The sequence below is a fragment of the Pseudomonas cavernae genome, from assembly GCF_003595175.1.
Lineage (GTDB): Bacteria > Pseudomonadota > Gammaproteobacteria > Pseudomonadales > Pseudomonadaceae > Aquipseudomonas > Aquipseudomonas cavernae.
The window spans coordinates 298,744-319,693 of record NZ_CP032419.1 but is presented as its reverse complement, the minus strand read 5'-3'; the positions used below and the strand labels follow the sequence as shown (position 1 = coordinate 319,693).

The following is a 20,950-nucleotide window of genomic DNA, read 5'->3' as shown; positions in this document are numbered from 1 at the left end:
GACACGAGTTGCCCTTTTCGCGAATGAATTCGCTCCTACAAATAGCTATTCAAATCTGCGCCAGCGCCTGGACCAGGTCGGCGCGCAGGTCCTCGACATCCTCTACGCCCACCGACAGGCGCACCAGCGCATCGCCGATGCCGAGCTGCGCGCGGGTTTCCGCCGGGATGCTGGCATGGGTCATGATTGCCGGATGCTCGATCAGGCTTTCCACCCCGCCCAAGCTCTCGGCCAGAGCGAAGATCCGTACGCTTTCGAGGAAGCGCTTGGCGCCGGCCAGGTCGCAGCGCAGGTCGAGGGAGATCATGCCGCCGAAGCCGTGCATCTGCCGTAGCGCCAGCGCGTGCTGCGGATGCGAGGGCAGCCCCGGGTAGTACACCCGCGCCACCTGTGGCTGGCGCTCCAGCCACTGCGCCAGCTCCAGCGCATTGCGGCAGTGGCGCTCCATGCGCAGCGCCAGGGTCTTCACTCCGCGCAGGGTGAGGAAGCTGTCGAACGGCCCGGCGATGGCGCCGACGGCGTTCTGCAGGAAGCCCAGACGCTCGCGCAACTCGGCATTGCGCGCCTCGCCGCCGACTATGGCGATGCCGCCGATCACGTCGGAGTGACCGTTGAGGTATTTGGTGGTCGAGTGCACCACCAGGTCGAAACCCAGCTCCAGCGGCCGCTGCACCCAGGGGCTGGCGAAGGTGTTGTCGGCCACCGCGAGGACTCCGCGCGCACGGCAGAGGCGTGCGATCGCAGCCAGATCGGTCAGACGCAGCAAGGGATTGCTCGGCGTCTCGACCCAGACCATCCGCGTGTCCGGCTGCAACGCCGCTTCCAGCGCGGCCGGGTCGCTCAGATCGACGAAGCTGAAGCGCTGCCCGGCGCTGCGCCGGCGCACGCGCTCGAACAGGCGGTAGGTGCCGCCGTACAGGTCGTTGCCGGAAACGATATGCGCGCCGGCATCCAGCAGCTCCAGCACCGTAGCGATCGCCGCCAGCCCTGAGGCGAAGGCGAAGGCCTGCGCCCCGCCCTCCAGGTCCGCCACGCAACGCTCCAGCGCCCAGCGCGTGGGGTTGTGCGAGCGCCCATAGTCGAGGCCCTTGTGCACCCCGGGGCTCTGCTGGGCATAGGTGGAATTGGCGTAGATCGGCGGCATCAGCGCGCCGGTCGAAGGGTCCGGCGCCTGGCCGGCGTGGATCACCCGGGTGGCGAAGGCGCGCGGCGCGGCGCTGTCATCGTGCTGGCTCATGCGAGGGATCTCCGCAAATGATTGAGCATGTCGACGCGGGTAATCAGCCCGTGGAAGCCCGAGGCGTCGGCGATGATCGCCACCAGCCCGCGGTCGAGCTCCGCTTCCAGTTCGGCCAGGCTGGCGCCGGGCGGCAGGGTTTCCAGCTTGTCGGTCATCGCGCTGGCCACGGTCATGCGGAAGTGTGAAGCGTCTGCGTGCACGCCGAGCAGGATATCGGACTCGTCGATCACACCGACCAACCGCTGTCCGTCCACCAGTACCGGCAGTTGCGACACGTCAGCCAGGCGCATGCGCTGGAAGGCGGTGAGCAGGGTGTCGTCCGGGCCCACGCTGATCACCCGGCCATCCTCGAAGCGCCGCGCGATCAGGTCGCGCAGGTCGCCGTAGCGCCTGCGCGCGAGCAGGCCCTGGTCGGTCATCCACTGGTCGTTGTAGACCTTGGACAGGTAGCGGGTGCCGGTGTCGCAGACGAAGCTGACCACCCGTTTCGGCTCGGTCTGCTCGCGGCAGTAGCGCAGTGCCGCCGCCAGCAAGGTGCCGGTCGAGGAGCCGCCGAGGATGCCCTCGGCGCGCAGCAGCTGGCGGGCATGCTCGAAGCTTTCCTCGTCGCTGATCGAATAGGCCTGACGCACGCTGGAGAGGTCGGCGATCGACGGGATGAAGTCCTCTCCTATGCCCTCCACCGCCCAGGAGCCGGGCGTGCCGAGGCTGCCGCTGCGGCTGTATTCGGCGACCACCGAGCCGACCGGATCGGCCAGTACCATCGCCAGGTCCGGCTGTACGCGGCGAAAGAAGCGGGTCAAGCCGGTCAGGGTGCCGGCCGAACCGACGCCGACGACTATGGCATCCAGATCATGCTGGGTCTGCGCCCAGATTTCCGGGGCGGTGCTGCACTCGTGGGCCAGCGGGTTGGCCGGGTTGTTGAACTGGTCGGCGAAGAACGCCTCGGGAATCTCCGCGGCCAGCCGCGCCGCGACGTCCTGATAGTAGTCGGGATGGCCCTTGCCGACATCTGAGCGGGTGATATGCACCTCGGCGCCCATCGCCTTGAGGTGCAGGACCTTCTCGGTGGACATCTTGTCCGGCACCACCAGCACCACCCGGTAGCCCTTGGCCCGACCGACCAGGGCCAGGCCTAGGCCGGTGTTGCCGGCAGTGGCTTCAACTATGGTGCCGCCGGGACGCAGACGACCGTCGCGCTCGGCGGTATCGATCATCGCCAGGCCGATGCGGTCCTTGATCGAGCCGCCGGGGTTCTGCGATTCGAGCTTGAGAAACAGCGTGCACAGGCCGGTATCGAAGCGGCTGACGCGCACCAACGGCGTATTGCCGATCAGCTCGAGCACGGCGGGGCGGGTGTCGTTCGGCATGTCGTCACCTCGCTGCGGGAGTCCGCACTGGATGGACAAGAAGCCCCGGCACCCCACTGCGCGGCCGAGGCAGGCGGATGCACCGGTCGCAGACAATGCCTCGTTTGGAACATAGGCCGGGGCAGCGCCGCCCGCAACCGCCCGCAGCCGACCGGTAGCACCGCCGTGCGGCCGCCCAGAACGACGAAGCCCGCCGCTTGGCGGGCCCGCGCAGTGGCCGCGATCAGCTCCGTTTGGCGTTCAGCACCGACACCTGATCGTTCAGGGTCCAGAAGTCGTAGAGCACGCCGATGAAGAACAGCCCACCGGTGAACAGGTAGATGATCCCGCTGATCCACTTGCCCTGGTACAGGCGGTGCACGCCGAAGATGCCGAGGAAGGTCAGCAGAATCCAGGCGACGTTGTAGTCGGTCGGCCCAGGGGTGAAACGCAGGTCGGCCTCGCGGTCCATCGCCGGGATCAGGAACAGGTCGATGATCCAGCCGACGAACAGTAGGCCGAGGGTGAAGAACCAGATCGTCCCGGTCACCGGCTTGCCGTAATAGAAGCGGTGGGCCCCGAGAAAACCGAAGATCCACAGCAGATAACCGATGACCTTGCTGTGGGTGTCCTGACGCATATCCATGCTCGCCTCCTGGCGGGTAGTTGCTGTAGCTGGCTTTGACTCTAATGCAGGCGCATACGACGGCTGAAGCACAGGAGTCACATCCGCTCCGCCGAACGGTGCTTGACGAAATCAGGTTGCCTATTTTTCTCGCAGGTTTTCTCCCTTAAAAATGCAAAAAATGCAGGGTTTTATTGCTGGCATCTGGCTATTGCGCAGAGATTAGAATCGACCAGTGGTCAAAAAATGTGCAAAAAAGCTGTTATAAAGTCCGACGCTTCCAACGACGAGCCCTGCCAAGATGCGTCTGATTTACCTGACATGGCTAGCCATTTGCCTTTCCTTGCCGCTCGCCGCGCAAGCGAGCAACCGCTACCAACCCCTGCCCGCCGGCGCCACCGGCCACACCGCCAAGTCCGGCGCTGTCAGCACGCCGCGGGTGTACAGCGCCTTCGCGCAACCCGATTCGCTCGCCGCCGCCCATAGCAGCAAAGTGCTCAGCCGCGCGGTGAACATGCTCGGCACGCCCTACCGCTGGGGCGGCAGCAGCCCGAAACGGGGCTTCGACTGCAGCGGCCTGGTCAAGTACGCCTTCAGCGCCATCGACGAAGTCGATCTGCCACGCACGTCCAGCGCCATGTCCCGCGCCGAGGGGCAGAAAGTAGCGCGCGACGAGCTGGAGCCGGGCGACCTGCTGTTCTTCAACATCAAGAGCCGACGGATCAACCACGTGGCCATCTACCTCGGCAATGACCGCTTCATCCACGCCCCGCGGCGCGGCAAGAAGGTCAGCATCGGCGATCTCAACAAGCCCTACTGGAAGCGCCACTACGCGCTGGCCAAGCGCGTGCTGCCGGAGACCGCTCCCGCCAAGGAGCCGCTGCGCCTCAGCCAACGCTGAATCGAGCAGACCATGAAAAACGGCGCCCGCGGGCGCCGTTTTGCATTCAGCGGAAGCGCCGCCCGGGGTCATCGTTGCTGACTTCCAGACTCAGGCCCTGGCTGATGCTGGTCAGGTGGTCGCCGTCGGTTTCCGAGCCGAGCTTGATCATCAGGCGCAGGTCGTTGGCCGAGTCGGCGTACAGCAGCGCATCTTCATAGGTGATCTCGCCCTGGCTGTAGAGGTTGTACAACGCCTGGTCGAAGGTCTGCATGCCCAGTTCGGTGGAGCGCTTCATCAGGCCCTTGAGCTCGTGCACTTCGCCCTTGCGGATCAGGTCGGCGGCCAGCGGGGTATTGATCAACACCTCGATCACCGCGCGGCGGCCCTTGCCGTCCGGGGTCGGCACCAGTTGCTGGGCGACGATGGCCTTGAGGTTCAACGACAGGTCCATCCACACCTGCTGCTGCCGGTCGGCGGGGAAGAAGTTGATGATCCGGTCGAGCGCCTGGTTGGCGTTGTTGGCGTGCAGGGTGGCCAGGCACAGGTGGCCGGTCTCGGCGAAGGCCACGGCGTGGTCCATGGTCTCGCGGGTGCGCACCTCGCCGATGAGGATCACGTCCGGCGCCTGACGCAGGGTGTTCTTCAGCGCCACCTCGAAGGACTCGGTGTCGATGCCCACCTCGCGCTGGGTGACGATGCAGCTCTGGTGCTGGTGGATGTACTCGATCGGGTCTTCGATGGAGATGATGTGGCCACTGCTGTTCTTGTTGCGGTGGCCGATCATCGCCGCCAGCGAGGTGGACTTGCCGGTGCCAGTGGCGCCGACGAACAGCACCAGGCCGCGCTTGGTCAGCGCCAGCTTCTTGAGGATTTCCGGCAGCTTGAGTTCATCGAGGGTCGGGATGTTGGTCTCGATGCGCCGCAGCACCATGCCCGCCAGGTTGCGCTGATAGAAGGCGCTGACGCGGAAACGGCCGATGCCGCGCGCGCTGATGGCGAAGTTGCATTCGTGATTTTCGGCGAAGTCGCGGCGCTGCTGTTCGTTCATCACCCCCATCACGGTCTCGCGGGTCTGCTCGGGCGACATGGCGTTCTTGGTCACCGGCATGATCTTGCCGTTGACCTTCATCGACGGCGGCACCCCGGCGGTGATGAACAGGTCGGAACCACCCTTTTCCACCATCAGCCGCAGCAGCTTTTCAAATTCCATGGATTCTCTCGCCTATCGTGGGACTTGCGGGCGAAACCGGCGCGCACGCACCGGTCGCGGCGGATCAGAAGGTATCCGGATTCTTGGATTTCTCGCGGGCGTTTTCGCGGCTGACCAGGCCCTTGGCGACCAGGCCCTTGAGGCACATGTCGAGGGTCTGCATGCCCAGCGAGCCGCCGGTCTGGATCGCCGAATACATCTGCGCCACCTTGTCCTCGCGGATCAGGTTACGGATCGCCGGGGTGCCGATCATGATCTCGTGGGCCGCCACCCGGCCGCCGCCGACCCTCTTCAGCAGGGTCTGCGAGATCACCGACTGCAGGGATTCGGAAAGCATCGAGCGGACCATGGACTTCTCTTCCGCCGGGAACACGTCGACCACCCGGTCGATGGTCTTGGCCGCCGAGGTGGTGTGCAGGGTGCCGAACACCAGGTGGCCGGTTTCCGCCGCGGTCAGCGCCAGGCGGATGGTTTCCAGGTCACGCATCTCGCCGACCAGGATGATGTCCGGGTCTTCCCGCAGCGCCGAGCGCAGCGCCTCGGAGAAGCCGAGCGTATCGCGGTGCACCTCGCGCTGGTTGACCAGGCACTTCTTCGACTCGTGGACGAACTCGATCGGGTCCTCGATGGTGAGGATATGGTGGTACTTGGTGCTGTTGAGGTGGTCGAGCATCGCCGCCAGGGTAGTCGACTTGCCCGAGCCGGTCGGCCCGGTGACCAGCACCAGGCCGCGCGGCACGTCGGTGATCTTCTTGAACACCTCGCCCATGCCGAGGTCTTCCATGCTCAGCACCTTGGACGGAATGGTGCGGAACACCGCACCGGCGCCGCGGTTCTGGTTGAAGGCGTTGACCCGGAAACGGGCGACGCCGGGCACCTCGAAGGAGAAGTCGGTCTCGAGGAATTCCTCGTAATCCTTGCGCTGCTTGTCGTTCATGATGTCGTAGATCAGCGCATGCACCTGCTTGTGATCCAGCGCCGGCAGGTTGATGCGGCGCACGTCACCATCGACGCGGATCATCGGCGGCAGGCCGGAAGAGAGGTGCAGGTCTGAAGCGCCCTGCTTGGCACTGAAGGCCAGCAGCTCGGTGATATCCATGGAACTCCCCAAATACAAGCAAGCAGGTAGAATGCCGCAGACCCTAAGCGGCGGGCGCAAGTAATGTCCACGATAGCAAAGAATATTGCAAAGGTCGGTGAGCGTATCCGTGAGGCGGCGCAAGCCTGCGGGCGCGATGCGGCGGGCATCGGCCTGCTGGCGGTGAGCAAGACCAAGCCGCCGACCGACATCCGCGCGGCCCATGCCGCCGGGTTGAAAGACTTTGGCGAAAACTACCTGCAGGAAGCCCTGGCGAAGCAGGTCGAACTGGCCGATCTGCCCTTGATTTGGCACTTCATCGGCCCTATTCAGTCGAACAAGTGCAAGGCGCTGGCCGAGCATTTCGCCTGGGTGCACTCGGTCGACCGCCTGAAGATCGCCGAACGCCTGTCCAGCCTGCGCCCCGCGGAGTTACCGGCCCTGAACATCTGCCTGCAAGTCAACGTCAGCGGCGAGGCGAGCAAGTCCGGCTGCACGCCGGAGGAACTGCCGGCACTGGCCGCCGCGGTCAGTCGCCTGCCGCATTTGAAGTTGCGCGGACTGATGGCGATTCCCGAACCGACCGACGACCAAGCCGCGCAACACGCGGCCTTCGCCCGCGTGCGCGCGCTGGCCGAACAATTGCGCGCCGCGCAACAACTGGAACTCGACACTTTATCCATGGGCATGAGCCACGACCTGGAGGCCGCCATCGCCGAAGGCGCCACTTGGGTGCGGATCGGCACCGCCCTGTTCGGCGCCCGCGACTATCCAGCGCCGCCCTCCTCTATATAAGGAAGCTAGTTATGAGCCAACCCCGCATCGCCTTCATCGGCGCCGGCAACATGGCCGCCAGCCTGATCGGCGGCCTGCGTGCCCAGGGCCTCGCGGCCGACGCCATTCGCGCCAGCGAGCCAAATGCCGAGCAACGCGCACGCATCGCCGCCGAGCACGGTATCCAGGTGTCCGCCGACAATGCCGAAGCCATCCAGGGCGCCGAGATCATCGTCCTGGCGGTCAAGCCGCAGGTCATGAAAACGGTGTGCCAGGCCCTGGCGCCGAGCCTGTCCGGCAACCCGCTGATCGTCTCGATCGCCGCCGGCATCAGCTGCGCCAGCCTGGAAAACTGGCTGGGCGCATCGCGCGCGATCGTGCGCTGCATGCCCAACACCCCGGCGCTGCTGCGCGAAGGCGTCAGCGGCCTGTACGCCAACGCCAATGTCTCCGCCGCCCAGCGCCAGCAGGCCGAACAGCTGCTGTCCGCCGTCGGCCTGGCCCTGTGGCTGGATGAGGAACAGCTGATCGACGCGGTCACCGCCGTCTCCGGCAGCGGCCCGGCGTACTTCTTCCTGCTGATCGAGGCGATGACCGCCGCCGGCGAACAGCTCGGCCTGCCGCGCGCCACCGCCGCCCAGCTGACCCTGCAGACCGCCCTCGGCGCCGCGCGCATGGCGGTCGCCAGTGACGTCGACGCCGCCGAGCTGCGCCGCCGGGTGACCTCGCCGGCCGGCACCACCGAGGCGGCGATCAAGACCTTCCAGGCCGGCGGCTTCGAGACGCTGGTCAAACACGCACTGGACGCCGCCGCGCAGCGCTCGGCGGAACTGGCCGAGCAGTTGGGCCAATAAGGAGTTGAGCATGACCGGACTGAATACTGCCCTGATCTACATTGTGCAGACCCTCGGCAGCCTGTACCTGCTGATCGTGCTGCTGCGCTTCATCCTGCAACTGGTGCGCGCCGACTTCTACAACCCGCTCAGCCAGTTCGTGGTCAAGGCCACCCAACCGCTGCTCAAGCCGCTGCGCCGGGTCATCCCCGGCTTCGCCGGCCTCGATCTGGCCTCGCTGGTGCTGGCCATCCTGGTGCAGCTGCTGCTGATGCTGGTGACCCTGACGCTGATGGGCTACGGCGTCGGCGCCTATATCCTGCAGGTGCTGATTTGGGCGGTCATCGGCGTCACTTCGCTGTTCCTCAAGGTGTTTTTCTTCGCCCTGATCGTCAGCGTGATCCTCTCCTGGGTCGCCCCCGGCAGCTACAACCCCGGCGCGCAGCTGGTGAATCAGATCTGCGAGCCGCTGCTGGCGCCGATCCGGCGCATCCTACCCGGCCTCGGCGGCCTGGATATCTCGCCGATCTTCGCCTTTATCGCGATAAACTTGGTGGATATGCTGGTGATCGGCAACCTGGCGGCGATGACCGGCATGCCGCAGATGCTCAGCCCCTTCCTGTGACCAACGCCGCCCACCGCGAGCGCTGGCGATTGCTGCCAGCGATCGCGGAATGCCAGCCGTGAGCTGGCACCGCTGGGACGGCGACGACCTGATCCTCGATTGCCACCTGCAGCCCAAGGCCAGCTGCGACGAGTTTGCCGGGCTGCACGGCGAGCGCCTGAAGATCCGCCTCACCGCGCCGCCGGTGGAGGGCAAGGCCAATGCCCAGCTGTTGAAGTTCCTCGCCGCCGCCTTCGGCGTGGCGAAGAGCCAGGTGCGCCTGGAAAGCGGCGAGCTCAACCGGCAGAAGCGCGTGCGCATCCACAGCCCGAAACGGCTGCCTGCCGAGCTGAAACTGACCGCCCGCCCCGCTTGACCGACCACAGGGCCGATGTGGGCACGGCGGCCAATTGACGCGACCCACGCCTACCCCATAATGCACCAAGCACCGCGAGGATCACGCCTGATCCAGGCCCTTTGCGTGCCCCAGCTATGGCGCTGTGTACTGCCCCACCCTTAATGACCGCAGGATGCGTCGCCGAGAGGAGAGTCTGGATGAGCATGGAACGTCTCAGTCAACAAGTGAGCGCCTACGTCGCCTGGAAGCGCGAGCTGATGCGCGAGATCACCCGCTATCGCAGCTGGCTGGCGCATAACCGGCTGAGCTCGGAGGCGATGGAAACCCGCCTGGACAATGCCCTGCGCCTGCTGCGCACCGACCACATCACCCTGGCCTTCGTCGGCGAGTTCTCGCGCGGCAAGACCGAACTGATCAACAGCCTGTTCTTCTCCGAATACGGCCAGCGCATGCTGCCCTCGCAGGCCGGGCGCACCACCATGTGCCCCACCGAGCTGTTCTTCGACCCGCGCTCGGAACGCTCCTACATCCGCCTGCTGCCGATCGAGACGCGCCTGGCCGATGCCAGCGTCGCCCAGTTCAAGCGCATCCCGCGGCATTGGGTGAACATCCCGCTGGACCTCAGCGACCCGGCCAACATGGTCCAGGCCTTCGCCCAGGTGGCGAAGACCAAGCCGATGCCGGTCGAGCAGGCGATCCAGCTCGGCTTCCACCCGGACATGCTGGAGAGCGCCGGCAAGCCCGACCAGGTGCTGGTACCGGCCTGGCGCCACGCCATCGTCAACTTCGACCACCCGCTGCTGCGCCAGGGCCTGCGCATCCTCGACACCCCCGGCCTGAATGCCCTCGGCAGCGAGCCGGAGTTGACCCTGTCGATGCTGCCGAGCGCCCAGGCAATCATCTTCCTGCTCGCCGCCGACACCGGGGTGACCGCCAGCGACATGGATATCTGGCAGCAGCATATCCGCCAGCTCGACGAAGACACCCAGACCTGCCTGTTCGCCGTGCTCAACAAGATCGACGTGCTGTGGGACGACCTGGCCGGCGAGACCTTCGTGCACAACGCCATCGCCCAGATCCAGAGCGCCACCGCCAAGCAACTCGGCATCGCCCCGGCGGATGTGCTGCCGCTGTCGGCTAAGCAGGCGCTGCTGGCCAAGGTCCGCGGTGACGCCGAGTTGCTGCAGCGCAGCCAGATGGAAACCCTGGAAAACCTGCTGTGCGCGCGCATCGTCGCGCAGAAGGAGCGCCTGCTCGAACAGCGCGTGGTCAACCAGGTGCTGGCCCTGGTGCAGAACAGCCAGCACGTGCTCAACCTGCGACTGGAGAAGGTCCGCGAGCAGCAGGGCCAGCTCGACACCCACCAGCAGGACAACGGCCAGCTGCTGTTCGAGATGACCGCCAAAACCAAGCAGGACCACGGCCTGCATCACAAGCGCCTGCTCAGCCTGAAGACCAACCAGCGCCTGCTCAAGCGCCAGGGCGACCTGCTTTGCAGTGCGGTGCGCGGCGAGCGCCTGGACCAGCACCTGGACCAGGTGCGGCAGAACCTCAGCGGCAGCTGGACCACCCTCGGCATCCAGCAGGCGATCCTGCATTTCTTCCGCTCGATGGACCACGACCTGCACAACCTCGAACAGGAAGCCGAGATGGCCAACAAGATGGTCAGCGCCATCTACCGCCGGCACAACGAGGAAAACCCGCTGCACGGCATCGACGCGCCGTTGTTCCACATCCAGCGCTATCAGTACGAGCTGAAACAGCTGCGCGGCAAGGCCGACCAGTTCCGCCTGCAGATGAAAACCCTGCTGACCGAGAAGCGCGTGGTCACCCGGCGCTTCTTCGCCACCCTGGTGCAGGAGGTCATCGGCCTGCACATGCGCCTGCGTCAGGACGCCGAGCAGTGGGCCCACGATGCGCTGATGCCGCTGATGCAGCACAGCCTCGAACACAAGCAGCTGCTGGAAAGCCACATGCTGCGCCTCAAGGCCCTGGCCCAGGACACCCAGCAGGCGCGCCTGCGCGGCCAGCAGCTGCAGCGCTACACCGGCGAGCTGGAGCAGCAGTTGCAGCAGGCGGCGGAGATCCTCCGCACCCTGCGCCGGCCGGCGCCGATCCAGCGCCAGGGCAAGGTGGTCACCCTGCCGGTGGCCAACCGCCAACAGGGTCTGCACGACTGAGCCGGCGCGCCGGCCTTTGGCCGGTTTTTCCAGCCATTAGCCCACCGCCCCGGGTCGCTTGCCGCCTGGGGCGGTGCTCTTTAGACTGGCGCCCTTCCCCGATTGAGAGCAGGGTCGATGCCCACCGTCTTTTCCGAAGACTCCGTCGGCCTGGTCACCCCCCAGGTCGCGCATTTCGCCGAACCCCTGGCCCTGGCCTGCGGTCGCAGCCTGGCCGACTACCGCCTGGTCTACGAGACCTACGGCGAGCTGAACGCCGCGCGCAGCAACGCCGTGCTGATCTGCCATGCCCTGTCCGGCCACCACCATGCCGCCGGCTACCACAGCGCCGACGAGCGCAAGCCCGGCTGGTGGGACAGCTGCATCGGCCCCGGTAAACCGATCGACACGCGCAAGTTCTTCGTCGTCAGCCTCAACAACCTCGGCGGCTGCAACGGTTCCACCGGCCCGTCGAGCGTCAACCCGGCGACCGGCAAGCCGTTCGGCGCCGACTTCCCGGTGATGACCGTGGAGGACTGGGTCAACAGCCAGGCGCGCCTGGCCGACCTGCTCGGCATCGGCCAGTGGGCGGCAGTGGTCGGCGGCAGCCTCGGCGGCATGCAGGCGCTGCAATGGAGCATCAGCCATCCCGAGCGGATCCGCCATTGCCTGGCGATCGCCTCGGCGCCCAAGCTGTCGGCGCAGAACATCGCCTTCAACGAAGTGGCGCGCCAGGCGATCCTCACCGACCCGGAATTCCACGGTGGCCACTTCCAGGAACAGAACGTGATCCCCAAGCGCGGCCTGATGCTGGCGCGCATGGTCGGGCACATCACCTACCTGTCGGATGACGCGATGGGCGAGAAATTCGGCCGCGGGTTGAAGAGCGAGAAGCTCAACTACGACTTCCACAGCGTCGAATTCCAGGTCGAGAGCTACCTGCGCTATCAGGGCGAGGAGTTCTCCGGGCGTTTCGACGCCAACACCTACCTGCTGATGACCAAGGCGCTGGACTACTTCGACCCGGCTGCCGCCCACGCCGGCGACCTGGCCAAGACCCTGGCGGCGGCGCAGGCGGACTTCTGCGTGATGTCCTTCACCACCGACTGGCGCTTCTCGCCGGCGCGTTCGCGGGAAATCGTCGACGCCCTGCTGGCGGCGCGCAAGAACGTGTCGTACCTGGAAATCGACGCGCCGCAGGGCCACGACGCCTTCCTGATACCGATCCCGCGCTATCTGCAGGCCTTCAGCAGCTACATGAACAGGATTCTGGTGTAACCCATGCGTGCCGATCTGGAAATCATCCAAGACTGGATCCCCGCCGGCAGCCGCGTGCTCGACCTCGGCTGCGGCAACGGCGAACTGCTGGCCTGGCTGCGCGAGCACAAGCAGGTCACGGGCTACGGCCTGGAAATCGACCCGGCCAACATCGCCCAGTGCATCGACAAGGGCGTCAACGTCATCGAGCAGAACCTCGACGAGGGCCTCGGCAACTTCGCCAGCAACAGCTTCGACGTGGTGGTGATGACCCAGGCCCTGCAGGCCGTGCACTACCCGGACCGGATCCTCGAAGAGATGCTGCGGGTCGGCAAGACCTGCATCATCACCTTCCCCAACTTCGGCCACTGGCGCTGCCGCTGGTACCTGGCGCGCAACGGGCGGATGCCGGTGTCGGAGTTCCTGCCCTACACCTGGTACAACACGCCGAACATCCACTTCTGCACCTTCAAGGACTTCGAGGCGCTGTGCCGCGAACGCCAGGTGCGGGTGCTCGAGCGCCTGGCGGTCGACCAGCAGCACCGCGACGGCTTGGCCAGCCGGCTTTGGCCTAATCTGTTAGGTGAGATCGGCATCTATCGCGTCAGCGGTCCCGGCGTGCTGGATCACCGCATCGCCGTCTGACCCTCATGAGGAGATCCACCATGCGTCGCTTCGCCCTGTTCCTCTGCGCCCTGTGCCTGGCCCTGCCGGCCCTGGCCGAGCGCAAGCAAAGCTTCGGCGATCTGGATGTGCATTACAGCGCCTTCAACTCCAGCTTCCTGCAGCCGGAGATCGCCAGCGCCACCGGCCTGACCCGCGGCAAGAATCAGGGCGTGCTCAACATCGCCGTGCTCAAGGCCGGCAGGGCCAGTACCGCGACGGTCAGCGGCGCGGTCACCGACCTGCTCGGCAAGGCGCGGCCGCTGAGCTTCAAGCAGGTCACCGAAGGCGGCGCCATCTACTACCTGGCGCAGTTCCCCTTCGACCAGCAGGAAGTGCTGCGTTTCAACGTCAAGGTGCAGGTCGGCGACGGCGCGACCAACAGCCTCGACTTCAGCCAGGAATTTTTCCCCGACCCATGATCCCGTTCACCCAACTGGTGCTGGCCAGCCACAACGCCGGCAAACTGAAAGAACTGCAAGCCATGCTCGGCGATGCCATCCGCGTGCGCTCGGTCGCCGAGTTCAGCGACCACGAGCCGGAAGAAACCGGTCTCTCCTTCGTCGAAAACGCCATCCTCAAGGCCCGCCATGCCGCGCGGGTGTCCGGCCTGCCGGCGCTGGCCGACGACTCCGGGCTGGCGGTGGACCATCTCGGCGGCGCCCCCGGCATCTACTCGGCGCGTTACGCCGATGGCCAGGGCGATGCGGCCAACAACGCCAAGCTGCTCGAAGCCTTGCGGGACGTGCCGGATGCCGAGCGCGGCGCCCAGTTCGTCTGCGCCCTGGCCCTGCTGCGACATGCCGACGACCCCCTGCCGATCCTCTGCGAAGGCCTCTGGCACGGGCGCATCCTGCCTGCCGCGCGCGGCGAGCACGGCTTCGGCTACGACCCGCTGTTCTGGGTGCCCGAACGCGACTGTTCGAGCGCCGAGCTGAGCCCCGCCGAGAAGAACCAGCTGAGCCACCGCGCCCGCGCCATGGCGCAGCTCAAGCAGCGGCTGGGGTTATGAACACGCTCACCAGCTCGCCGGACGCGACGCTTCAGCAGGACGCCCAGGGTTTTCGGCTGCCGCCGCTGGCGCTGTACATCCACATCCCCTGGTGCGTGCGCAAATGCCCGTACTGCGACTTCAACTCCCACGCCGCCGGCCCCGAGCTGCCGGAGGCCGCCTACGTCGACGCCCTGCTCGCCGATCTCGACCAGGATCTGGCCCAGGTCCACGGCCGTGAATTGACCTCGATCTTCTTCGGCGGCGGCACCCCCAGCCTGTTCAGCGCCGAAGCCCTCGGCCGTCTGCTGGAGGGCGTCGAGCAGCGGATACGCTTCGCCGCCGACATCGAGATCACCCTGGAGGCCAACCCCGGCACCTTCGAGCAGGCCAAGTTCAGCGCCTATCGCCGGCTCGGCATCAATCGCCTGTCGATCGGCATCCAGAGTTTCCAGGAAGCCCAACTCAAGGCGCTCGGGCGCATCCACGACGGCGCCGAGGCGATCCGCGCCGCCGACATGGCGCGCGCCGCCGGCTTCGACAACTTCAACCTCGACCTGATGCACGGCCTGCCCGGACAGACGGTCGAAGACGCCCTGGCCGACCTGTGCACCGCCATCGCCCAAGTGCCGACCCACCTGTCCTGGTACCAGCTGACCCTGGAGCCGAACACGGTGTTCTGGAACCAGCCGCCGGCGTTGCCGGAGGACGACATCCTCTGGGACATCCAGGAGGCCGGCCAGGCCCTGCTCGCCGAACACGGCTACGCCCAGTACGAGGTCTCGGCCTACGCCCAGGCCGGCCGCCAGGCACGACACAACCTCAACTACTGGAGCTTCGGCGACTTCCTCGGCATCGGCGCCGGCGCCCACGCCAAGCTGAGTAGCCCGGACGGACAGATCCGCCGCAGTTGGAAGACCCGCCTGCCGAAGGACTACCTCGACCCGGGCAAGCGCTTCCAGGCCGGCGAACGCCTGCTCGGCACGGAAGAGCTGCCGTTCGAATTTCTCATGAATGTGCTGCGCCTCAGCGACGGCGCACCGGCGCCGCTGTTCACTGAGCGCACCGGCCTGCCGCTGGCGTCACTGGCCGGCGCGCGCCGCGAGGCCGAACAGCGCGGCCTGCTGCAGGCCGACCCGCAGCGCCTGGTCGCCACCGCCAAGGGTCAGCTGTTTCTCAACGATCTGTTGCAACTCTTTTTGAGCTAAGAGCTAAGGACTCGCATGGACCTGCTACTCGACCTGATCGCCACCCTGTCGCGCTGGAGCCGCGGCCATCTGTCCGACATCGCCCTGGCGATCATGGCCACCCTGCTGGTGCTGTTCGGCCCCGGCATCAACGCCTGGCTGCAGCAACGCATCGGCGGCCTCAACTTCATCTTCCGCACCCTGCTGTTCGTGCTGCTCTGCGCGGTCGGCTACGGCCTGGCGATGATCTTCCTCACCCCCTGGCTGGCCAAGGGCCTGGGCTATTTTAATAACTACACCCTGGCGCCGGTGCTGCTACTGGTCTTCTTCATGATCGGCGTGATCGCCGACCGTAATTAGGCAGACGGCTCCCTGGCTGTCGCCCAGCCAAGGAGCCCGCATGCAGCCACTCAAACACCTGTACCTGTACTTCTGCACCTGACCCTGCGCTTCCCGGAGCAGAGCAACGATCCGGTAAGCATCGCCCGTGGCCTGCGTAAGCAACTGGAATCGCCGTTTCTCAGCATCGAGGTGGATGGCGACCTGCCTGCAGATCAGCCCGGCTCCCGCCGCCCTGCCGGAGCCGACCATAGTCGCTGCCGAACTGGTCGATTGAGTCTGCCCACGAGGCGGCTGGTAGGCAGGCCTAAAAAAACCGCCAGAAGGCGGTTTTTTCTTGGGCGGCAGACTCAGTTGCCTTCCCGGCGCAGCGCCTGCGGGGTGAAGTCGCGCGGGCCGAGCGGGGCCTGGAAGTCGTACATCGGCTCGTTGTTGTCGAGGCCATCGGCGAAGTAGCGGCCACCCGCGAAGTCGTAGATGGTCTCCAGGGTGCTGCCGAACATCGGCATGTCGTAGTAGCTGATCGGATGGCTTTCCTGCAGGCCGATCAGCTCGCCGTGCTTGTCGTAGAGATCGACGGCGAGAATCTGCCAACTGTCCTCGTCCAGATAGAAACGCCGCTTGGCATAGGGATGGCTGAAGCCGGTGCGCAGCTGCGCCTCGACCACCCAGACGCGGTGCAACTCGTAGCGCAGCAGCTCGGGGTTGATGCTGTGGCGCTGAAGGATCTTATTGTAGGCGATGCCCTGTTGGTGCACCGCATAGCTGTTGTAGGGCACCAGCATTTCCTGCTTGCCGACCAGCGTCCAGTCGTAACGATCCGGCGCGCCGTTGTAGGAATCGACCATGTCGGCGGTGGCCATGCCGTTGGTGTCCGGCTGCAGGGTGTCGAAGGCCAGCATCGGCAGACGACGCACGCGCCGCTCGCCACGGTTGAAGCGCCAGGCCTTGCGGATCGACAGCACCTGGTCGAGGGTCTCCTGCACCACCAGCGCCGAGCCGGCGAGCTTTGCCGGCGCCGCCACCTTGTACTTGTAATAGAACAGGGTGTTGTCCAGGTCCTTCGGCGCTATGCCGTCGCGGCCGTAGAGGAAATAGATGTCGCGCTCGAGCTTGAGCAGGTTGTAGTCGCCGCTGGCGAGCACCGCCGCCTGGTTGGTGACCAGGTGAATCTGCTCGCCGCGGTAGCGCATGACGTGGTTCCAGATCGCCTCCTGGCCGCTCTGCGGCAGCGGGAAGGGAATCCCGGCGGCGGCGCCCTGCACGCCGTTGCCGCCGGAGATCAGCTCGGCGTTGACGGCATTGAAGCGGGTGGCGGCATAGATGCGCGGCGGCGCCGCGGCGCTGCGATGGCTGGGCATGACCCGCAGGGAGTAGTCGGGATGGCTCTTCAGCAGGGTCTGCAGGCCCGGCGGCAGCAGCGCCCGGTACTGCTCCAGATTGGCGGCGCTGACCCGGTACAGCACGGCATCGCCGGCGTAGGGATCGGGGTGGTGCTTGCCCGCCTGGTAACCCGCGATCGGCGCGGCCAGACCGCCGTCCCAGGCGGGAATGCTGCCGGCGGCATTGCCGGCGCGCTCGCCGCCCAGCGGGGTGAGGTCCTGATCGAGGCGGCTGGCCTGCTGGTTATCGACCTTGGCCTGAACCTGCGCCGCGCTCAGCGCCAGCAGCAGAACTGCGAAACTTCTCAACACAACGAACTCCTCTCGTTGCGACACGCACGCATCGCGAAATGGCCGGAAAGCCCTGGCGGGCCGGCTTATTTTTGCTTTGAGGTGAGGAGCCTTCCTGGCGCCGGCTGGGGCCGGTCTGATGGTGCTTCCGTGCGGGGGCGCATCTTACAGCCTGCGCGGCCGCGCCGCCTTGCGCCGCGGCGCAAAAGCGCGTGCTAGAGCCGCTTCTGGCTCAGAACCTGTTTACGATCTCGCGAGCTAGAGCCAGACAAAGGCGCAACGACCAACGGGAGTAACAGCCGCAGGCTGGCCCGCAGGGCGAGCGTCAGCGCATAAATCGGGCGAAGAAGCGGAGTTTACGAGTTGTAAATGAGCATGACTCGCTTCGCTCACCCCTCCGGGGCCGCACTGAAGTGCGTTAGCCGCAAGCGGCTTTCTGAGCCTGACTTCAACGCCGTATGGCCGACGCGCAGCAGATCGTAAACAGGTTCTCAGTCGATGCGCGCGAACTTGAGGTCCCAGACACCGTGACCGAGGCGCTCGCCGCGGCGCTCGAACTTGGTGATCGGCCGTTCGGAGGGGCGCTCGACCCAGCGCCCATCGGCGGCCAGGTTGCGGTAGCCGGGCGCCGCCTGCATGACTTCGAGCATGTGCTCGGCATAGGGCTCCCAGTCGGTGGCCATGTGCAGCACGCCGCCGATCTTGAGCTTCTGCCGCACCAGCTCGGCGAACCCGGCCTGGACGATGCGGCGCTTGTGGTGACGGGCCTTGTGCCAGGGATCGGGGAAGAACAGCAGCACCCGGTCGAGGCTGGCATCGGCCACGCACTGGCGCAGCACGTCCAGGGCGTCGCAGCTGTAGATCCGCAGGTTGCTGAGATCTTGGCTGAGCAGGCCGTTGAGCAGCGCGCCGACGCCCGGCTTGTGCACCTCGACGCCGATGAAGTCCTGCTCCGGCGCGGCGGCGGCCATTTCCAGGGTGGAATGGCCCATGCCGAAGCCGATCTCGAAGGTGCGCGGCGCCTGGCGGCCGAACACCTGGTCGAAGTCCTGCATGCCGGCCTGCAGCTCCAGGCCGAAGCGCGGCCAGCCCTGCTCGATGGCGCGCTGCTGGCCTTCGGTGATGCGCCCGGCGCGCATCACGAAACTCTTGATGGTGCGGCGGTGTGGTTGCTGTTCGGCGAGGGGCTGGCTATCGGTCATGAGAAAACTCGGTGTGAATGGGTAGGAGCGAATTCATTCGCGATGTGAAGCGTCAGGAGCTGCTGGCGCTTCGCGGATAAATCCGCTCCTACATGAAACGAACGGACATTACTGGATCAGGCCATCCAGCGGCGACGAGGCGCTGGCGTAGAGCTTCTTCGGCATGCGCCCGGCCAGGTAGGCCAAACGCCCCGCCTCGATCGCATGCTTCATGGCGCGGGCCATCAGCACCGGGTTCTGCGCGTGGGCGATGGCGCTGTTCATCAGCACCGCCTCGCAGCCCAGCTCCATGGCGATGGTGGCGTCGGAGGCGGTGCCGACGCCGGCATCCACCAGCACCGGCACGGTCGCCTCCTCGAGGATGATGCGCAGGTTGTAGGGGTTGCAGATGCCCAGGCCGGTGCCGATCAGGCCGGCCAGCGGCATCACCGCGATGCAGCCCATCTCGGCGAGTTGGCGGGCGATGATCGGGTCGTCGCTGGTGTAGACCATCACGTCGAAGCCGTCCTTGACCAGCACTTCGGCGGCCTTGAGGGTTTCGATGACGTTGGGGAACAGGGTCTTCTGGTCGGCCAGCACTTCCAGCTTGACCAGCTTGTGGCCGTCCAGCAGCTCGCGCGCCAGACGACAGGTGCGCACCGCTTCCTCGGCGTTATAGCAGCCGGCGGTGTTCGGCAGGATGGTGTAGCGCGAAGGCTCGATCACCTCGAGCAGATTCGGCTCGCCGGGGTTCTGGCCGATATTGGTGCGGCGCACCGCGACGGTGACGATCTCGGCGCCGGAAGCCTCGATGGCCTCGCGGGTTTCCTCGAGATCCTTGTACTTGCCGGTGCCGACCAGCAGACGCGACTGGTAGGTGCGGCCGGCCAGGGTGAAGGGCTTATCGCTGCGAACTTGGCTCATCGGAACTCCTCTTGGGCAGGGCGTGGGCGTGGCGGGCTTGCGGGGACGGGATGGGGTGGCGACGCTAGCCGCCACCGATGGCGTGCACCACCTCGACCCGGTCACCCTCGCCGAGGACGGTACTGGCGTGCTGGCTGCGCGGCACTATGTCCAGATTAAGCTCGACGGCGACGCGCTTGCCGGTCAACTCCAGGCGCACCAGCAGGTCGACCAGGGTTTCGCCAGCGGGCAACTCGAAAGCTTCACCGTTCAATTGAATGCGCATGACAGGCGATCACACTATGAGGGGGCGGGCATTCTAGCCCCTTCCCCACTGCCGGACCAAGGTGCATTCGTCTCGAAACTGACGCCCGGGTCAGGTCAGCGCGCGGTCAGACCCCAGGCCGCCACGCCCAGACTCAGCCAGCCGCCGAGGAAGGCCAGGCCACCGAAGGGGGTGATGATGCCCAGGCCGCGCACGCCGCTCAGGCTGAGCAGGTAGAGGCTGCCGGAGAACAACAGGATGCCGAGCACGAACAGGCCGCCGGCCAGGGTCAGCGCGCGCCCCGGAAGATGCACGCTGAGCAGCGCCAAGGCCAGCAGCGCCAGGGCATGGACCATCTGGTAATGCACCCCGGTCTGGAACACCGCCAGGTAATCGGCGCTCAACTGGCTCTTCAGCCCATGAGCGGCGAAGGCGCCGAGGGCCACGGCGGTGAAGCCGAAAAACGCGGCGAGCAACAGGAACACACGCATGAGCAACTCTCCCCACAGACGGCACCGGACAGATGGCGAAGCCCCGCTATAATGGCCGCCTCTTCCGCCCCGGCCAAGCCATCCATGCGCAACCTGTTCCGCCGCCTCGTCAAAGCCCTGCTGTGGTTCGCCGCCGGCAGTGCCGTGCTGGTGCTGCTGCTGCGCTGGCTGCCGCCACCGGGCACGGCGCTGATGGTCGAACGCAAGCTGGAATCCTGGATCGACGGCCAGCCAATCGACCTCGAGCGCCGCTGGCGGCCCTGGCGCGAATTGCCGGACAGCCTCAAGGTCGCAGTGATCGCCGGCGAGGACCAGAAGTTCGCCGAACACTGGGGCTTCGACTTCATCGCGATCCAGAAGGCCATCGCCCACAACGAGCGCGGCGGCTCGCTGCGCGGCGCCAGCACGCTGAGCCAACAGGTGGCCAAGAACCTGTTCCTGTGGTCCGGCCGCAGTTGGCTGCGCAAGGGCCTGGAAGCCTGGTTCACCGCGCTGATCGAGCTGTTCTGGCCGAAACAGCGGATTCTCGAGGTGTACCTCAACAGCGTCGAATGGGGCGATGGCGTGTTCGGCGCCGAGGCCGCGGCGCGCCATCACTTCGGCATCGGCGCGCCCTACCTGTCGACCCAGCAGGCCAGCCAACTGGCCGCCGTGCTGCCCAACCCGCATCGCTGGCGCGCCGGGCGGCCGAACGCCTATGTCAGCCGCCGCGCCAGTTGGATCCGCCAGCAGATGCGCCAGCTCGGCGGCAGCCACTACCTCGGCGAGCTGCAGCCCAGCCGCCCGGCCTGGCTGCGCTGAGCCCGCGTCTAAAAGACTGTTCAAGGTCTCGCCCGTGAGCATTTGCTGCCAGCGTGATGGTGGATAAGCAAAGCGTTATCCACCCT

23 protein-coding genes and 1 pseudogene are annotated in these 20,950 nt (G+C 66.2%); 14 read left to right on the top strand and 10 right to left on the bottom strand.

From position 1 onward, the window contains the following. Positions 1-49: 49 nt before the first annotated feature. From D3880_RS01485 to D3880_RS01475, 3 genes are all read right to left on the bottom strand, one after another. Positions 50-1,237 (bottom strand): trans-sulfuration enzyme family protein, encoded by a 1,188-nt coding sequence (locus D3880_RS01485; protein ID WP_119891772.1) that lies wholly within the window; start codon positions 1,235-1,237, stop codon positions 50-52. After that, positions 1,234-2,610 (bottom strand): pyridoxal-phosphate dependent enzyme, encoded by a 1,377-nt coding sequence (locus D3880_RS01480; RefSeq protein ID WP_119891771.1) that lies wholly within the window; start codon positions 2,608-2,610, stop codon positions 1,234-1,236. The genes D3880_RS01485 and D3880_RS01480 overlap by 4 nt, the downstream gene beginning before the upstream one ends. Before the next feature lie 223 nt (positions 2,611-2,833). Beyond that, positions 2,834-3,235, bottom strand: coding sequence for an NINE protein (locus D3880_RS01475; protein ID WP_162934917.1), 402 nt, complete (start codon positions 3,233-3,235; stop codon positions 2,834-2,836). Between the two features lie 280 nt (positions 3,236-3,515). Between D3880_RS01475 and D3880_RS01470 the strand changes: the two genes are divergently transcribed. Continuing rightward, positions 3,516-4,115: a C40 family peptidase gene (locus D3880_RS01470; protein ID WP_119891770.1), complete on the top strand. Its 600-nt coding sequence runs from the start codon at positions 3,516-3,518 to the stop codon at positions 4,113-4,115. Between the two features lie 46 nt (positions 4,116-4,161). On the opposite strand, the gene D3880_RS01465 is transcribed toward D3880_RS01470, so the two are convergent. Then, the gene (locus tag D3880_RS01465; protein WP_119891769.1) at positions 4,162-5,307 is read right to left on the bottom strand and encodes a PilT/PilU family type 4a pilus ATPase; all 1,146 of its coding nucleotides are present in this window, start codon (positions 5,305-5,307) and stop codon (positions 4,162-4,164) included. Between the two features lie 64 nt (positions 5,308-5,371). Next, positions 5,372-6,406, bottom strand: a complete 1,035-nt coding sequence (gene pilT / locus D3880_RS01460) for a type IV pilus twitching motility protein PilT (RefSeq protein WP_119891768.1) — start codon at positions 6,404-6,406, stop codon at positions 5,372-5,374. 63 nt (positions 6,407-6,469) lie between these two features. Between pilT and D3880_RS01455 the strand changes: the two genes are divergently transcribed. From D3880_RS01455 to D3880_RS22990, 12 genes and pseudogenes are all read left to right on the top strand, one after another. Then, positions 6,470-7,180 carry a YggS family pyridoxal phosphate-dependent enzyme gene (locus D3880_RS01455; protein WP_119891767.1) on the top strand — a complete coding sequence of 237 codons (711 nt, stop codon included), beginning with the start codon at positions 6,470-6,472 and terminating at the stop codon, positions 7,178-7,180. Between the two features lie 11 nt (positions 7,181-7,191). Next, positions 7,192-8,013 carry a pyrroline-5-carboxylate reductase gene (gene proC, locus D3880_RS01450; RefSeq protein ID WP_119891766.1) on the top strand — a complete coding sequence of 274 codons (822 nt, stop codon included), beginning with the start codon at positions 7,192-7,194 and terminating at the stop codon, positions 8,011-8,013. A 10-nt stretch (positions 8,014-8,023) separates the two neighbouring features. Then, a complete protein-coding gene (locus D3880_RS01445) occupies positions 8,024-8,617 on the top strand; it encodes a YggT family protein (RefSeq protein ID WP_119891765.1) in 594 nt (197 codons plus the stop codon). Positions 8,618-8,675: 58 nt separating this feature from the next. Continuing rightward, positions 8,676-8,972 (top strand): DUF167 domain-containing protein, encoded by a 297-nt coding sequence (locus D3880_RS01440; RefSeq protein WP_119891764.1) that lies wholly within the window; start codon positions 8,676-8,678, stop codon positions 8,970-8,972. Between the two features lie 179 nt (positions 8,973-9,151). Beyond that, positions 9,152-11,134 (top strand): dynamin-like GTPase family protein, encoded by a 1,983-nt coding sequence (locus D3880_RS01435; protein WP_119891763.1) that lies wholly within the window; start codon positions 9,152-9,154, stop codon positions 11,132-11,134. 117 nt (positions 11,135-11,251) lie between these two features. Further along, complete coding sequence (gene metX / locus D3880_RS01430; RefSeq protein WP_119891762.1) at positions 11,252-12,391, top strand: homoserine O-succinyltransferase MetX; 1,140 nt, start codon at positions 11,252-11,254, stop codon at positions 12,389-12,391. A 3-nt stretch (positions 12,392-12,394) separates the two neighbouring features. Further along, positions 12,395-13,015, top strand: coding sequence for a methionine biosynthesis protein MetW (gene metW, locus D3880_RS01425; RefSeq protein WP_119891761.1), 621 nt, complete (start codon positions 12,395-12,397; stop codon positions 13,013-13,015). Between the two features lie 20 nt (positions 13,016-13,035). Beyond that, positions 13,036-13,455 (top strand): DUF4426 domain-containing protein, encoded by a 420-nt coding sequence (locus D3880_RS01420; protein WP_119891760.1) that lies wholly within the window; start codon positions 13,036-13,038, stop codon positions 13,453-13,455. Beyond that, positions 13,452-14,045 carry an RdgB/HAM1 family non-canonical purine NTP pyrophosphatase gene (gene rdgB / locus D3880_RS01415; RefSeq protein ID WP_119891759.1) on the top strand — a complete coding sequence of 198 codons (594 nt, stop codon included), beginning with the start codon at positions 13,452-13,454 and terminating at the stop codon, positions 14,043-14,045. The genes D3880_RS01420 and rdgB overlap by 4 nt, the downstream gene beginning before the upstream one ends. Then, on the top strand, positions 14,042-15,232 hold the full coding sequence (hemW, locus tag D3880_RS01410; protein ID WP_119891758.1) for a radical SAM family heme chaperone HemW: 1,191 nt from the start codon (positions 14,042-14,044) through the stop codon (positions 15,230-15,232). The genes rdgB and hemW overlap by 4 nt, the downstream gene beginning before the upstream one ends. A gap of 15 nt (positions 15,233-15,247) precedes the next feature. Next, on the top strand, positions 15,248-15,571 hold the full coding sequence (locus D3880_RS01405) for a DUF3392 domain-containing protein (protein WP_119891757.1): 324 nt from the start codon (positions 15,248-15,250) through the stop codon (positions 15,569-15,571). 40 nt (positions 15,572-15,611) lie between these two features. After that, positions 15,612-15,827: pseudogene (locus tag D3880_RS22990) on the top strand (hypothetical protein). A 73-nt stretch (positions 15,828-15,900) separates the two neighbouring features. Here the strand turns inward: D3880_RS22990 and D3880_RS01395 are convergent. The 5 genes from D3880_RS01395 to D3880_RS01375 all read right to left on the bottom strand — a co-directional run bounded on the left by D3880_RS01395 (position 15,901) and on the right by D3880_RS01375 (position 20,063). After that, positions 15,901-17,244, bottom strand: a complete 1,344-nt coding sequence (locus D3880_RS01395) for a DUF1329 domain-containing protein (protein ID WP_119891756.1) — start codon at positions 17,242-17,244, stop codon at positions 15,901-15,903. 470 nt (positions 17,245-17,714) lie between these two features. After that, the gene (gene trmB, locus D3880_RS01390; protein WP_119891755.1) at positions 17,715-18,425 is read right to left on the bottom strand and encodes a tRNA (guanosine(46)-N7)-methyltransferase TrmB; all 711 of its coding nucleotides are present in this window, start codon (positions 18,423-18,425) and stop codon (positions 17,715-17,717) included. A 108-nt stretch (positions 18,426-18,533) separates the two neighbouring features. Then, entirely contained in the window at positions 18,534-19,328 is a 795-nt protein-coding gene (locus D3880_RS01385; RefSeq protein WP_119891754.1) for a thiazole synthase, read from the bottom strand. Positions 19,329-19,392: 64 nt separating this feature from the next. Next, the gene (gene thiS, locus D3880_RS01380; RefSeq protein WP_119891753.1) at positions 19,393-19,593 is read right to left on the bottom strand and encodes a sulfur carrier protein ThiS; all 201 of its coding nucleotides are present in this window, start codon (positions 19,591-19,593) and stop codon (positions 19,393-19,395) included. A 95-nt stretch (positions 19,594-19,688) separates the two neighbouring features. Further along, positions 19,689-20,063, bottom strand: a complete 375-nt coding sequence (locus tag D3880_RS01375; RefSeq protein WP_119891752.1) for a DUF423 domain-containing protein — start codon at positions 20,061-20,063, stop codon at positions 19,689-19,691. Positions 20,064-20,114: 51 nt separating this feature from the next. Between D3880_RS01375 and mtgA the strand changes: the two genes are divergently transcribed. Further along, the gene (gene mtgA / locus D3880_RS01370) at positions 20,115-20,864 is read left to right on the top strand and encodes a monofunctional biosynthetic peptidoglycan transglycosylase (protein WP_119891751.1); all 750 of its coding nucleotides are present in this window, start codon (positions 20,115-20,117) and stop codon (positions 20,862-20,864) included. Positions 20,865-20,950: the final 86 nt, after the last annotated feature.